This is a genomic window from Maribacter algarum (ex Zhang et al. 2020), assembly GCF_005885635.1.
Lineage (GTDB): Bacteria > Bacteroidota > Bacteroidia > Flavobacteriales > Flavobacteriaceae > Maribacter_C > Maribacter_C algarum.
Genome location: NZ_VATY01000003.1, coordinates 478,603 through 492,976, shown reverse-complemented (window position 1 = coordinate 492,976; position 14,374 = coordinate 478,603). Strand labels below are relative to the sequence as shown.

At 37.0% G+C, this 14,374-nt stretch carries 18 protein-coding genes; 8 read left to right on the top strand and 10 right to left on the bottom strand.

The features are described 5' to 3' along the window. Positions 1-12: 12 nt before the first annotated feature. Positions 13-588, top strand: coding sequence for an NAD(P)H-dependent oxidoreductase (locus tag FEE95_RS15825; RefSeq protein ID WP_138658966.1), 576 nt, complete (start codon positions 13-15; stop codon positions 586-588). A gap of 25 nt (positions 589-613) precedes the next feature. Here the strand turns inward: FEE95_RS15825 and FEE95_RS15820 are convergent, their stop codons facing one another. Next, entirely contained in the window at positions 614-1,456 is an 843-nt protein-coding gene (locus FEE95_RS15820; protein WP_138658965.1) for a zinc-ribbon domain-containing protein, read from the bottom strand. Between the two features lie 131 nt (positions 1,457-1,587). Between FEE95_RS15820 and FEE95_RS15815 the strand changes: the two genes are divergently transcribed. From FEE95_RS15815 to FEE95_RS15800, 4 genes are read left to right on the top strand one after another with little or no spacing between them, the layout of a single operon-like run. Further along, a complete protein-coding gene (locus tag FEE95_RS15815; protein ID WP_138658964.1) occupies positions 1,588-2,178 on the top strand; it encodes a hypothetical protein in 591 nt (196 codons plus the stop codon). A 14-nt stretch (positions 2,179-2,192) separates the two neighbouring features. Next, entirely contained in the window at positions 2,193-3,461 is a 1,269-nt protein-coding gene (locus tag FEE95_RS15810; protein WP_138658963.1) for a sterol desaturase family protein, read from the top strand. 57 nt (positions 3,462-3,518) lie between these two features. Continuing rightward, on the top strand, positions 3,519-3,947 hold the full coding sequence (locus FEE95_RS15805; protein WP_138658962.1) for a hypothetical protein: 429 nt from the start codon (positions 3,519-3,521) through the stop codon (positions 3,945-3,947). A 52-nt stretch (positions 3,948-3,999) separates the two neighbouring features. Next, complete coding sequence (locus tag FEE95_RS15800) at positions 4,000-4,761, top strand: creatininase family protein (RefSeq protein WP_138658961.1); 762 nt, start codon at positions 4,000-4,002, stop codon at positions 4,759-4,761. A gap of 1 nt (position 4,762) precedes the next feature. On the opposite strand, the gene FEE95_RS15795 is transcribed toward FEE95_RS15800, so the two are convergent. From FEE95_RS15795 to rsfS, 6 genes are all read right to left on the bottom strand, one after another. Next, positions 4,763-5,026 carry an acyl-CoA-binding protein gene (locus tag FEE95_RS15795; RefSeq protein WP_138658960.1) on the bottom strand — a complete coding sequence of 88 codons (264 nt, stop codon included), beginning with the start codon at positions 5,024-5,026 and terminating at the stop codon, positions 4,763-4,765. Next, on the bottom strand, positions 5,016-5,690 hold the full coding sequence (locus FEE95_RS15790) for a phosphatidylserine decarboxylase family protein (protein WP_138658959.1): 675 nt from the start codon (positions 5,688-5,690) through the stop codon (positions 5,016-5,018). The genes FEE95_RS15795 and FEE95_RS15790 overlap by 11 nt, the downstream gene beginning before the upstream one ends. Continuing rightward, the gene (locus FEE95_RS15785) at positions 5,680-6,501 is read right to left on the bottom strand and encodes a phosphatidate cytidylyltransferase (RefSeq protein ID WP_138658958.1); all 822 of its coding nucleotides are present in this window, start codon (positions 6,499-6,501) and stop codon (positions 5,680-5,682) included. Before FEE95_RS15785 ends, FEE95_RS15790 begins: the two co-directional genes overlap by 11 nt. Position 6,502: 1 nt before the next feature. After that, on the bottom strand, positions 6,503-7,114 hold the full coding sequence (locus FEE95_RS15780; RefSeq protein WP_138658957.1) for an LUD domain-containing protein: 612 nt from the start codon (positions 7,112-7,114) through the stop codon (positions 6,503-6,505). A 66-nt stretch (positions 7,115-7,180) separates the two neighbouring features. Next, positions 7,181-9,184: an ATP-dependent zinc metalloprotease FtsH gene (ftsH, locus tag FEE95_RS15775; RefSeq protein WP_138658956.1), complete on the bottom strand. Its 2,004-nt coding sequence runs from the start codon at positions 9,182-9,184 to the stop codon at positions 7,181-7,183. 9 nt (positions 9,185-9,193) lie between these two features. Continuing rightward, entirely contained in the window at positions 9,194-9,571 is a 378-nt protein-coding gene (rsfS, locus tag FEE95_RS15770; RefSeq protein ID WP_138658955.1) for a ribosome silencing factor, read from the bottom strand. Positions 9,572-9,663: 92 nt separating this feature from the next. On the opposite strand from rsfS, the gene FEE95_RS15765 reads away from it, so the two are divergent. Continuing rightward, positions 9,664-10,395 (top strand): biotin--[acetyl-CoA-carboxylase] ligase, encoded by a 732-nt coding sequence (locus FEE95_RS15765; protein WP_138658954.1) that lies wholly within the window; start codon positions 9,664-9,666, stop codon positions 10,393-10,395. Here FEE95_RS15765 and FEE95_RS15760 read toward each other — a convergent pair. Continuing rightward, positions 10,392-10,784 carry an SRPBCC family protein gene (locus tag FEE95_RS15760; RefSeq protein WP_138658953.1) on the bottom strand — a complete coding sequence of 131 codons (393 nt, stop codon included), beginning with the start codon at positions 10,782-10,784 and terminating at the stop codon, positions 10,392-10,394. The genes FEE95_RS15765 and FEE95_RS15760 overlap by 4 nt on opposite strands. 1 nt (position 10,785) lies before the next feature. Further along, a complete protein-coding gene (gene pyrE, locus FEE95_RS15755; RefSeq protein WP_138658952.1) occupies positions 10,786-11,427 on the bottom strand; it encodes an orotate phosphoribosyltransferase in 642 nt (213 codons plus the stop codon). 7 nt (positions 11,428-11,434) lie between these two features. Here pyrE and FEE95_RS15750 point away from each other — a divergent pair, with 7 nt between their 5' ends. Together FEE95_RS15750 and FEE95_RS15745 are read left to right on the top strand one after the other, a co-directional pair. Then, entirely contained in the window at positions 11,435-12,022 is a 588-nt protein-coding gene (locus FEE95_RS15750; RefSeq protein ID WP_138658951.1) for an NUDIX hydrolase, read from the top strand. A gap of 33 nt (positions 12,023-12,055) precedes the next feature. Further along, positions 12,056-12,583, top strand: a complete 528-nt coding sequence (locus FEE95_RS15745; protein WP_138658950.1) for a hypothetical protein — start codon at positions 12,056-12,058, stop codon at positions 12,581-12,583. Here FEE95_RS15745 and FEE95_RS15740 read toward each other — a convergent pair whose 3' ends face one another. Further along, positions 12,584-14,338, bottom strand: a complete 1,755-nt coding sequence (locus tag FEE95_RS15740; protein WP_138658949.1) for a M14 family metallopeptidase — start codon at positions 14,336-14,338, stop codon at positions 12,584-12,586. Positions 14,339-14,374: the final 36 nt, after the last annotated feature.

Here is a 14,374-nt window from a genome sequence, read left to right as displayed (position 1 = left end):
AAAATAAAACTTATGAAGATAGTACTTATCAACGGTCATCCAGATAAAGAAAGTTATAATTACGCACTAGCTGTTTCTTATGTGAAAGGAGCCAAAAATTCAGGTGCTGAAGTTCGGGAAATTCATGTTGGGGAGTTGGAATTTAACCCCAATTTACAATTTGGTTATCGCAAACGTACCGAATTGGAACCCGATTTGTTACAAGCACAAGAAAGTATAAAATGGGCAGATCATATTGTCTGGATATACCCAGTTTGGTGGGGTTCTGTTCCAGCCCTTATGAAAGGGTTCTTAGACCGCGTGCTACTTCCGGGTTTTGCTTTCAAAAAACGTGAAGGTTCCGTTTGGTGGGATAAATACTTAACCGGAAAAACATCACGCATCATATGCACTATGGACCAACCTACTTGGTACTATAGATGGATGAATGGTCGACCAAGCCACATAGCCATGAAAAAGTTGACGATGAACTTTATAGGAATACGAAAGGTACGTATTACTTCAATTGGACCTTTGCGACTTTCAAAGGAAGAGTTCCGGAAAAAATGGCTAACTAAGGTGGAGAAGTTGGGTTTTCAAAATAGATAGCTTCTGATATTCTCCTTTTAAGCTATTACATGGGTATGGTATCTACTTTTGTTGGGATACTATCTTTCACGACTGGTTTTTCTCCATAAAATGGTAACAATTTGTATTTATCTGCAAAACGACCGCCCAAATCTTCATCGGTCGGTGTTTTTACCAAAACCGTATTCCATTTTCCTTCAATGCTGATATAGCGCTGATGAACACCATCTAAATATGGCATGGCAGACAAACAGTCTTCAACAACATCAATGATAACTTTGCGTTCTGAAGGTTTTATTCCCTTTAAATCTTTAATTCCCAATAAAACTAAAATTCGGTTCTCTTGTATAACACTAAAATATTCAATCTTGTCCGTATCAATTCCACTTTGAATATCATAATCGATACAGTCTTTCAGTGCTATTGAAACGGAATCCTTATCACCCTTTAAGACGGGACTTATTTTTTTGATATCGTTTTCGAGCAATTCCATTCTAGGGTCTTTGTTGGTCAAGTTTTTTGGTTTTTTATTTGATCCATAGTATACGCCTATTAGAGATAAACCAAATGTGAGTAAAAAGAAGCCAACCAATAGAATGCAACCTATACCCTGCCATATTGGTCTTTTTGCAGGGTTAATTTCATTTTCTTTATGTAGTGCGGCTTTCATTTCTGGAGTAAATTGATGCTGTGCGTAGGTTTTTTTACAATGAGAACATTCCGCTACATTCGTCTTGAACAGTGGAATAATTGGAATCCAAAAAAAATGAAAATACTTGCTAAAGGTTGAAACAATAAATGAATCTTTAGTTTCACAATACGAACAAGTAGTCCTACTTATTTTGCGGTCTTTAATTTTTGAAGCTCGGGTACCAAAAAAGAAAATCATAGGGTTGGTTTTAAATACTAAATATAATTAACTAAGAATCAATGTTCATTATTGTCAAAACTAGGTAACCTACCAAACTGTTGAATCCCCTTTTTCAGGGAATTTGCTATCTTTAGGAAAATTACGATATCATGAAAAATCTATTTTTGACCTGTTTAACATTATCCATGTTTACATCTTGTGCGCAAGGGGAAAAGCCCGAAATAATGCCGAAGGAAATCCAGATAAAAACGGCATTGCTGCCCGCGCCGGACGATAAAAAGGAGGGAGCCATGGTCTATGGTTATGATGAAGATGGAGAAGTAGTCGTCCTTCGCCAGGGGACTAATGATTTGGTATGTTTGGCTGATAACCCCTATAACAAGGGTATAAGTGTTTCCTGTTATTTTAAAGATTTGGATCCTTTTATGAAACGAGGGCGCGATCTTAAGAAAGAGGGCAAGGAAACCATGGAGGTACGAAAAATTAGGGGAGAAGAAGTTGCTTCCGGAAACTTGAAAATGCCTGAGTCACCTAGTATGATGTACATTTTCTATGGCACGGAGGAAACCTATGACAAAACTACTGGTGTAATCGGTGATGGTAAATTTCGATATGTGATTTATACTCCTTTTGCCACCACAGAGTCAACAGGATTACCGTTAAAACCTCACGCCAAGGGAATGCCCTGGTTGATGGACCCTGGCACGCACCGCGCTCATATTATGGTGGGGCCAAATTAATATATTTTTACTTTATGGAAACCTACGCGAAAGCTCTATTATATGCCATTCCTTTTTTCATGCTTCTTTTGGCTTTTGAAATTCTCTACGGCTATTTCATAAAGAACCAGAAATACAAAGTAATGGATACGGTCTCGAGTATCAGCTCGGGCTTTACCAATATTCTGAAAGATTCGCTGGGATTAGGCGTGTTTTTGATCACCTATCCATATTTGCTTGATAATCTGGCGTTTATGAAAATTGAAGCGACCTGGCTAGTTTGGTTAGTAGCTTTTATCGCTATTGATTTTGCCGGGTATTGGAATCATAGGTTAAGTCATAAAATTAATTTCTTTTGGAATCAGCATGTCATACATCACAGTAGTGAAGAATTTAATTTAGCCTGTGCGCTAAGACAATCCGTTTCGAATTTGTTGGGTTATTTTCCTTTTTTGCTCATTCCTGCTGCTTTAGTAGGAGTGCCCAACGAAGTCATTGCTATTTTGGCTCCCATTCATTTGTTCGCTCAATTTTGGTACCATACACAGCATATTGGTAAGCTCGGGTGGTTTGAATATATCATCATCACTCCTTCACAGCATCGGGTTCATCACGCGATAAATCCTGAGTATATCGACAAGAATTTGGGACAGATTCTCTCCGTTTGGGATAGAATATTTGGCACCTTTCAAGAAGAACTTGATAATGTACCACCTCAATACGGAGTTTTGAAACCTGCAGCTACCTGGAATCCTGTTCTTATCAATTTTCAACATATCTGGCGCCTGATTAAAGATGCTTGGCGCACCAATAGTTTATGGGATAAAGTCCGTATTTGGTTTATGCCTACAGGTTGGCGCCCTGATGATGTAAAAGAGAAATACCCAATTCCCATTATCGAAGATGTGTATCGATTTGAGCGATATACAACGCCAAGTTCGAAAGTTTTAAATGGTTATTCGATTTTTCAACTCTTCGCAACTTTGGGATTCTTACTATTTATGTTTTACAACTATTCAAATATTGGATTTGAAGGTTTGCTGATTTTTGGCGCTTTTGTTTTTATTGGTATCTATGGATATACGACTTTAATGGACCGAACAAAATACGCTGTTTGGATTGAAATTTTTAGAGGCTTGGCCGGAATAGCTTTAATTTTTGTAACCAAAGATTGGTTTGGTATAAACGACTATATCGCTTCCGGAAGTCTTCTTGTAATCGCTTATTTTGTAATTACCATTTGTGCGGGAATATATTTCACATACATTGAAAAGGATGAAGTGAATACTCAAGTAGCGGTCTAGCTACCTATTTATATGAACTTTAGTTTCTTCAAAATGCAAATACCAAAATTTGATAATATGAAAAAGTATACCCTTATTTCATTTCTTGTTTTGTCTTTCTTAAGATTGACTGCTCAAGATAAAACCATTACAGAAAATGCATTAATCGGAGAACATATGTTTGGAGTCCAGTTTATATGGGATGGTTATGGTTCTGCGGAAATATCAAGAAATGAGAAGAGGGAACTTATTATAAAAGGGGAACAGTATTCGAGCAACAGAGAGGAATATGTTTTGCTTGATGGAAAGGTTACCGTAATTGATGAAAAGAATTTTATGGTTACGGGGCATTTAAAACTTTTCACAGAAGGCTGCTGTGGACTTTTAGACAGAGATATAACTTACACTTTTCGGAAAACTGGAAGCCGTAAATACTGGCGTTTAAAAGAACGAGAGGATCTTTGCAGTCAATATACCTGCGCCTATTACATGGATATTTTTGAATAAACCCAAAAAAGTGGCAACGACTTCTTAAGTTTGTGTATCCAACGTAAAATATATGAGACCTTATATTCTAGCTGAGACCAATTGGGAGGCGCTTAAAGATGCTAAATTCGATTTAGCAATTCTACCATGGGGCGCCACCGAAGCCCATAACTATCATTTGCCCTACGCTACCGATAATATTCAAGCGGATCATATGGTCGCTGAATCAGCAAAAGTAGCTTGGGAAAAAGGAGGTAAAGTAATCGTTTTACCAACAATTCCTTTTGGAGTAAATACAGGTCAATCTGATATTTATTTGGATATTAATCTGAATCCAAGTACGCAGTTGGCGATGTTGACCGATATTGTTGAAGTTTTAAATCGTCAAGGAATCTACAAGTTGTTGATTCATAATGGTCATGGAGGAAACAATTTCAAACCCTTGATTCGAGAACTCGGACTGAAATTTCCAAAAATGTTTATCAGCCTTTCTTTTTTCCCTGGAGCACTTGATAAGTATTCTTATTTCGAAGAAAAAGGAGACCATGCAGATGAGATGGAAACAAGTCTTATGTTGTATTTAAGACCTGATTTAGTTTTGCCCCGAGATAAGTGGGGTGATGGAAAAGATAAAAAGTACAAAATCAAAGCTTTTTCCGAAGGATGGATGTGGGCCGAACGAAAATGGTCTGAAATAAGTGAGGATACAGGAGTGGGAAATCCTCATAAATCAAGTGCTGAAAAGGGAGAACTATTTTTTAAAGACCTAACCCAAAAAATGGGGGAGTTGTTTTATGAAATTTGTCAAGCAGATTTAGATAATTTATATGAGTAGATTAGGAAGTTTTGATTTCCTTTTTAACCAATTTCACATATTCTTTCATAGCTTTTTCGCGACCAATGTTCTTTGCCTGAATAAGGGCATTTGCTTTAAAAGCATTGATTAGGGGAGTTCTACTTCCTGGATGGTTTTTATTCTTTTTGGCAATTTTGTAGTATGCATATAATTTTAAGAGCAAATCTGCAGGTAATGGCTCGGTGTAAGTATTTACGTATTCCACGGCAGCCTTAAAATCCTTTTTTAATTTTTCACCCTTCATTATCTTTTTTGGTAATACATGCGGCAATGCAAGTTTTTGCGCCAACTACATGCTGGTCTAATTTTACAGCCACGGCACAATCTAAAGGTAAGAATAAGTCAACTCTTGAGCCAAACTTTATAAATCCGGCATCTTCTCCTTGCTGCACACTTTCACCCTCTTCAGCATAATTAATAATGCGTCGGGCCATTGCTCCGGCTATTTGACGGTATAGAATTTCACCAAATTTGGGAGTATTAATCACAACCGTAGTTCTCTCATTATCGGTACTTGATTTGGGATGCCATGCTACCAAGTATTTTCCAGGGTGATATTTAGAATACTTCACTGTTCCGCTTGCGGGATAACGCGTAACATGTACGTTGATTGGAGACATGAAGATGGAAACCTGTCGTCTTTTATCCTTGAAATATTCAGTTTCCTCAACTTCTTCAATGACGACAACCTTGCCGTCCACTGGTGCTAATATTTCATCAAAATCAAGTTTGACAGTCCGTTTAGGATTTCTAAAAAATTGGAGAATAAGAACAAGAATTACAATGCTTCCAATTTGCAAGGCCAGTCGCAGCCATGGAATATCAATATAGTATTGAGCTACCAATACGACGGCACAAACTATAAAAAATGTAGTTAATATTATTTTTTGGCCCTCTTTATGAAACATATGCAAAAATATTTAGAGTTAAATACGCAAAAGGTGCTGCAAATACAAGACTGTCTAAGCGATCCAGCATTCCTCCGTGTCCGGGTAAAATGGCGCCACTATCCTTTACGCCGGCAATCCTCTTGAATTTCGATTCGACCAAATCTCCCAAACTTCCGGCAACGACAATTACACCCGCTAAAATCATCCATTGTGTTGTATTTATAATTGGTTCGTATTGTCCCATGATGTAGGCGGCAACTAAAGCAAATATAAACCCCCCTAAAGTACCTTCAATAGTTTTCTTGGGGGAAACTATTGAATATAGTTTGGTTCTTCCTAAAGTTGAACCGACTAAATAGGCAAAAGAATCATTTACCCAAATTAATATAAAAATACCCATAATTAGAAGCTTTGCAAACTCGTTATCCTTATAAGGAATCATTGTTAGAAAAATGCAGCCACCACCAATATAGAATAAGCCAATGATGAATTTTTGAAGCGTACTGAAGTTATTCTCCTTTTTAGAAAATAAATATGCTAATAAAGCAAAATTAATTGTCAGAGTAAGAAACATCAAAAGATTGATGAGTATTTTATCATTAACAAAAACTTGGTCTGGTACTAGATAAATGAATATCCACCACAAAGCCAAATAGGCAATAAAAATATGATATCCTTTAAGTTGAACTAGCCTTTTGTATTCATATAGACAGGCCAAACCAAAAGTCATAAAAAGAAAGTCAAAAGCATCGGAGTTCAGAAAAACTGCGGATAAGAGTAAAACAATATAAACAGCTCCTGTTAATGCTCGTCTTAGAACTTCCTTCATCTTATAAATCTTCCAGAAGTAATAGATAGAGGTTCTTTGAGCTACTTCCATAGGTCAGGAAGTCATCTGAATTTTCTTCGTTTGCCTGAAAATGTTTTAGAGTAGTAATATTTGCTGGAATGCTATGCCCGTATTTTTTCTTTATTTTTTTCAGTCCCTCTCCTATTGATTCTACCAGTTGACTTGTAGTGGCAAAGACGATAACATTAGCTGGTATTTCATGCAATTTTTTCTCGTTCAACTGATTTGAACACACTAAGATAGACCCGTTCTGAGCTATCAAGTGTTCGCAAGTGGTGAAAAACACCTCGCTGTCCTTTGCCTTTTTTGTAAAGAGAATACCTTCTTTAGAGAACTTATCCTCAAGAGAAGTATTCATAACAAAGAAGGGATGATTTTGCCAATTATTCTCATCAAGAATGTTTTTCAAGGCCTGAGAAATTTCTTTTGAGGAATCACAGTATAAGAACTTCCCTCCGTTTTTTCTGAAATGAATAGTGAACTTTTCGTCAATCGGAATATTCAAATCTGGCATATGCAGGCCTCTGGTCTCCGCAGTTTCTTTGGAAACCTTCTTTTTACCTCCGCCAAATAACTTATCAAATAACCCCATTAATGATACAACTCTAGCTATTTTTTTGGTGCTTATCTAAAAACGTTAAATGTAATTATTTATTTTCTATTGAACTTCCTTTGAAGTCATGTCCTCATCTATATCTGCAGCTGTCCTCTCCGTTAAGGCTTCTCCGTTCGCACTCAGTTCTTCCTCACCAGCAAAAGGTCTTTTTCCAAATATTTTTTCAAGATCTTCTTTGAATATTACCTCTTTCTCCAATAACCTTTCGGCCAAAGTAGTCAGCTTGTCTTTATGCTCTGTCAATACCTCGATAGCTCTTTGATATTGCGCTTCGATAATTTTTGAGATTTCTTCGTCGATTTTTTGGGCAGTTTCTTCACTATATGGCTTTGAGAAACCGTATGAATCCTGACCGGAAGAATCATAATAAGTTAGGTTTCCTATTTCGTCATTGAGCCCATAAACCGTTACCATAGCTCTTGCTTGCTTGGTAACTTTTTCTAAATCACTTAAGGCACCTGTGGAAATTTTATTAAAAATTACCTTTTCAGCAGCTCTACCTCCTAAAGTAGCACACATCTCATCCAGCATTTGTTCAGGACGAACAATCAATCTTTCTTCAGGTAGGTACCATGCCGCACCTAAGGATTGTCCTCGAGGTACAATCGTAACCTTTACTAAAGGAGCGGCATGTTCTAACATCCAACTCGTGGTGGCGTGCCCTGCTTCATGATAGGCTATAGTCTTCTTCTCACCGGGAGTGATAATCTTATTCTTTTTTTCAAGTCCACCTACAATTCTGTCAACAGCATCTAAGAAATCTTGTTTCGTAACGGCTTTCTTTTCTTTACGTGCTGCAATCAGTGCAGCTTCATTACAAACATTGGCTATATCTGCACCAGAAAACCCAGGAGTTTGTCTAGCCAAGAAATCTAGGTCTAATGTCTCCGCAGTTTTAATTGGCCTTAAGTGTACTTCGAATATTTCTTTCCGTTCTCTAATATCCGGTAAGTCAACATAAATCTGTCTGTCGAATCGACCAGCACGCATTAGGGCTTTATCTAAAACATCTGCTCGGTTAGTGGCTGCCAGTACAATTACATTGGTATTTGTTCCGAAACCATCCATCTCCGTTAAGAGTTGATTTAGGGTGTTTTCTCGCTCATCATTTGAGCCCGTAAAATTGTTCTTACCTCTTGCTCGACCAATCGCATCAATTTCGTCGATAAAGATTATCGCGGGAGACTTGTCCTTGGCTTGCTTAAATAAATCACGCACTCTTGAGGCACCAACTCCAACAAACATTTCAACGAAGTCTGAACCTGATAAAGAGAAGAAAGGTACTTTCGCCTCACCAGCGACGGCTTTCGCCAATAAAGTTTTACCAGTTCCTGGAGGTCCTACTAATAAGGCTCCTTTTGGGATTTTTCCTCCTAAAGAGGTGTACTTATCAGGATTTCTCAAGAACTCTACAATTTCCTCAACTTCTTCCTTTGCACCCTCTAAGCCAGCTACGTCTTTAAAAGAAGTACGAGTATCAGTTTTCTCGTCGAATAGTTTTGCCTTTGATTTGCCAATATTGAAAATCTGACCACCAGCACCGCCGCCGCCGCCGCCGGACATTCTTCGCATTAAGAAAATCCAGATACCGATAATTAGAATAAACGGTAATGTATTTATCAAAATATTGATGAATACATTATCGTCTGTATCAAATTTGACGATTGTATCGAGGTTATTCTCGCTTTTTATTTTTTTGATGTCATCTTCAAAGTTTTTTTGATCCCCGAACTTGACATTGTATTGCGGTGCATTGGTATTCAAAAATGCAGGTTTGCCAGATACGTCTTTATGGACTTCTTTGGTAAGTGCTTCTTCTGTTAAAAAGATTTTGGCCTGTCTTGCATTGTTGATTACCAAAATTTTGTCGACATCCCCATTTCTAAGAAACTCATGAAGCTCTGAAGTGGTTGTCTCAGAGGTATTATTGAAGCTGCTGCTTCCAACAAATTGGAAACCAATGATTACAACTGCGATTAATCCGTAAATCCACCACGAGTTGAATTTTGGTTTTTTTGAATTTGTATCGTTATTATCTTTAGCCATTATTTTTTTTTACTGATTTACGCTACTTTCTATTTCGGTGAACTTTGCATCTCCCCATAGACCTTCTATATCATAGAACTCTCTAATCTGTTTTTGGAAGACATGAACTACAACATTTACGTAATCCATAAGAACCCATTCTGAATTGTCTTGACCTTCTATATGCCAAGGTTTATCTTTGATAGCTTTGCTAACTGTTTTTTGGATTGAACCGACGATAGCGTTCACTTGAGTGTTGGAAGTACCATTACAAATTATAAAGTAGTCACAAACGGTATTTTCAATTTCCCTTAAATCGAGTAAAACAATGTCATGTCCTTTTACATCTTCAATGCCTTGTAAAATTAATGAGATTAACTCGTCTGCGCTAGCTTTTCCTTTCTGCATTCAAAATTGTTAGTTTGTACAAAGTTATTATTTTTTTGTTCTTTTAGCCCTAGTTTTTAAGAATAGATTATCATTATTACAAGGGGATTTATATGCTTATAGTCAAACTTGATGCCACGGACTCAACAAACCGATACTTAAAAGAGCTTTTGTTGTCTGAGGAAGCGGAAGATTTTACCGTTGTTACGGCCAAAGAGCAACTACACGGCCGCGGCCAAAGAGGTGCTAAATGGGAATCCGAATCTGGTAAGAATCTCACTATTAGTGTTTTAAAAAAATTTAAACAATTCCCCATTTCGAATCAGTTTATGCTGAATGTTTGTGTTTCTCTAGCAGTTTTAGATACCCTAAATGGGTTGCGGATCCCAGATTTGACAGTGAAATGGCCAAACGACATTCTGTCAGGCACTTCAAAAATATGTGGAATTCTTATTGAGAACATGCTTAATGGCAGCCAAATTCAGACTTCTATAATCGGAGTTGGCCTTAATGTAAACCAACAGACGTTCAATACCCTATCTAACGCTTCATCATTAAAATTGTTGTTGGGGCGAACGCTTAATCTTGAGGAAGTTTTGCATCAAGTTTTGAATAATCTAAAAACAAACTTTCTAAGACTTGAAGAGGGCCTCAACAATGAGCTTTGGCGGAGGTATGAAAGCAAATTATTTCGAAAAGATAAACCTTCCACTTTTAAGGATGCTCAAGGAAATTTATTTATGGGATTTATACGTAAAATATCACCTCAAGGGAAATTAGTAGTCGAACTTGAAGATGCTGTTTTTCAGGAGTTTGATTTAAAAGAAATAAAACTACAGTATTAGACTTTGGCCAAATTCCCTGAAAGGGTACCCATGAAATTCGTAATGGGTGATTTAATCATCATCGCCATCATGGCATTGAACTCCCCGGTGAAACTTAAAACTACCTCAGATTTGGTTTCTTCCAAGGATTTAATATCGGCCTTCAGGGTAAACGGAAGTTTTTCACTTGCCGCACCTAGAATCAGTTGACTGAATTCTGTCTGCTTTTTGCGCTCTAAAACGATTTCAGGCATACCTTTGAGTGCGAAAAGAAATCGGTTTTCATTGATTACTTCGAATTTATCAATGTTCTCAGGCATTAATTGTTCGAAGTTTTTGAGGTCGGTAAGAAATTCAAAAACTTCCTTAGTACTTTTATTTATTATTGAGTTAGGGGCTTCTATAAACATATCAGGGTTTCCATTCGGATGGATTTGTTCTCCAATCCATTAAAGTATTCAATTGTTCTTCTTTGATGTAACCAGATTCCGCGGCTCTTTCAGTCAAATGGCTATAATCGCTTAAAGTATGTAAATCTATATTTTTTTGTTCAAAATTTGTTGTAGCGATATCAAATCCATACGTGAAAATAGCAAGCATACCTTTGATGTTGGCGCCATGACTCTCCAAAGCATCAACAGCATTCAAGCTGCTTTTACCAGTACTTATCAAATCTTCGATTACAACTACACTTTGGTTTTCTTCGAGCTTACCTTCTATTTTATTCTGTCTTCCATGAGCTTTTGCCTCGGGTCTAACATAAATAAAAGGCAATCCCAGATATTCGGCCACTAACATACCAATACCGATTGCTCCAGTAGCAACTCCGGCAATGACATCAGGTTTTCCGTAAAGAGCTTCAACTTGTTTGCCCATTTCTTCTCGAACATAGTTTCGTATCGTTGGATAAGAAAGTATAATTCTATTGTCGCAATATATTGGGGATTTCCATCCAGAAGCCCAAGTAAAAGGGTTTTCAGGTTCCAATTTAATTGCATTAATTTGTAGGAGAAGTTCGGCGGTTTTTTTTGCCGTGTCTTTGTTCAAAATCATACCGCAAATGTATAAAGTTTTTGTCAATGAGCGCCCTCTCATTTTAACAAATAAACTCTCCGAAACGGCAAACGGTGATTATTTTTTACTAAATGGTAATGCAATTCAAGAGGCGATTGATGCACTTCGAAAAAAGAAGCTAAGGGAAGCATACATTTACCACCCGAACCACGAGGAAATTCTAAAAAAGTTCACTAAGAAAATTCCTTTGGAAGTTGCCGCTGGAGGTGTGGTGACCAATAAAGAAGGCAAGGTTCTTTTCATCTATAGAAATGATAAATGGGATCTCCCAAAAGGGAAATTGGACAAGGGGGAAACCGTTGAAGAGTGTGCTCTACGCGAAGTAGAGGAAGAAACAGGAGTAAAGAAACTCAAAATCGAAAACTTTCTGCAAACTACCTATCATGTTTTTAAGCGAAACGGAACTTACAAACTAAAGGAAGTACATTGGTATGCCATGAAGACTTCCTATAAGGGAAAGCTTAAAGGACAGAAGAACGAAGGTATTGAAAGAGTAAAATGGAAGGGGCCTAAGAAAATTGAAAAAGCTTTACAAAACTCCTATATCAATATTAAGATTCTTTTTGGGCATTGATTTTAACTAAGTTTTAAGAAAGGCGGGAGGTTTATGATTTTAAGTGAACCAGATATTAATTATCAAAAAATAGATAAACTATTAGGAGAACCAATTCGATTTAATTGGAGAAACCCTAAAACAGTTGGTAGCCCAGGACTTTATTTAAAATCTTTCATAATTAAAACAGAAGGATTCGAAAGTATCAAAATAGATTCCAAGTGCAATTTCGAAAAGAGAACCGAAGGACTTATTGTACATACAAACTATTCTAATAAGCGCAGTCTAATTCTGGTTACAGCAAGGGAAATAAATGAAATTATTATTACAAAGGGGAAGGAAAAAATTACACCAATTCCGTTTTATCTGATGTGGATATTACTTAAACTGGGTGTTTCTATTAGAACGGCAAGGCATTTTGATTTGAGAGGACGTCAGTATTCAATTCAACCTATGAAATTGAAAATAGAAACGAGTAGTTATACAATTGAGTGTATCGCAAATGGGTATTTATTTGAAAGGCAGCAGCAATTTTTTAAAGGTCTTCGATATGGCAACAAAATTAAATTTGTTTCTGTTTAGTTATTTCTTCAAAACGCGATAAACAGGATATTGCAAATGGGCCGCTTCATAGTGCTCTGAACGTTTGAAAAGCCAATCCAGTTGTGCGTACCAGTTTTGGGCAAAGTCCTGATCTGATTGTTTTTTAAGTTCAAAGTATTCTTTTAATTCTGCGTTTTCCTTTAGCATTTGCAAGGCTTCATCCTCGAAGACATAGGGCGAAAAACCTTCTTTTTGCTGAAGAATTACATCGAAGAAATTCCAGTTGAAAAAAGAGTCTTTAGCTTCGGGTTCTAAAGTCTCCAGTAAGTATCGAATGCCTATTTGGTCTGTTGGAACGAGAATATCTCCCTCGGAAAAGGCGATTATTTTCACAGTGCTTTCAACCTTAGTGTCATAGTGAGGATAATGTCCCTCATAAGGTCGTCTTTGTGTTTTGTAATCCCCTATACGATATGATTCCACAGTAACAGTACTATCTTCATCTAAAACGGAATATTCGATTGCATTTAGTTCAAGACGATCAATGATTTTATCCCACCCTTTTTTGATGATATAAGCTTCTGGAATTTCAACCGAATCAGATGGTTTGAAGTAATTTTGATAAGTAACCTCTTTGGTAAAAGGTCTCGTTCTGTCATATTTTAATCTATTTAGACCTGTGACTTGGCTTATCAAAGTGTCGGCTTCAAAACCTTTGAAATTTAAAATTGACGATTTTGTAGTGTCGATGTCCCATGCTACAGGATAGTGCTCCCAGTTTAGATGTCTAGTACTTGCGTTTTTTCGAAGCTCTTTTATTTTGTCTCCATCTTTTTCTGCAATGGCAATCATTTTGTTCATTAGATGATAAGTGCCTTCAACACGTTGTTTGTAGGGCTTTAACATGTGGGTTTCTACCATCATTCCAAGGGTATTCCATAAGGTAGTATACCCTGTGGAGTATCTTGGGTAATCCATGAATTGAGAAAAACCTTTTTCAGGAACCTGGTTGAATACATTTACGTAAGGAGTGATGTCCCATTCCATATCGGCAAGGCTTTTTTCCAGCTGCGGCATCATTTCACCATTCAGATAGCCACCTAATTCTTCACCTAATTTATTGTGTTGTGTAAAAAGATGAGTTAAAGTGTATTGATAGTCGGCCCCATTGCTCACATGATTGTCAATAAATATATCCGGATTAGCTAAATGAAAAATCCGTGCAAAGGTTTTGGCATTTTTGGTATCCGCTTTAATGAAGTCTCGGTTCAAATCGTAGTTCTGGGTATTCCCTCTAAAGCCGTATGATTTAGGCCCGTTTTGGTTGGCTCTGGTGTTGCTATTTCTATTTAGAGCACCACCAACATTATAGACAGGAATCGTAACCAAAACCGTATTCTTTGGAGGATTGATTTTGCCAACAGCCAAATCTCGGTATAGGAGCATCGTAGCATCGATACCATCACTTTCGCCCGGGTGAATACCATTATTTATTAAAATAATAATTTTCTCATCAGCTATCTTTTTAAGATTGAAGTCACCATCAACATTAAAGGTAACCATGTGAAGAGGATTACCACTATCGGTATTTCCAATGGTTTGAATGTTTATTTCAGGGAATTCTTTTGCCAATTGAATATAGAAATCAATAACCTGTAAATAGGTTGCAGTCTCTTCACCCTCCGTTGTTTCAAAATACGTAGGAAAATTGACAGTCCTGTCCTCCGTTTCCGTTTCACAGGTAATTAAAAGAAAAAGCAATATTGGTATTAAAACAAACTTTGAGGCTTTCATCTAGAAACGTTACATGAATATTAGAGCGACGTAAAA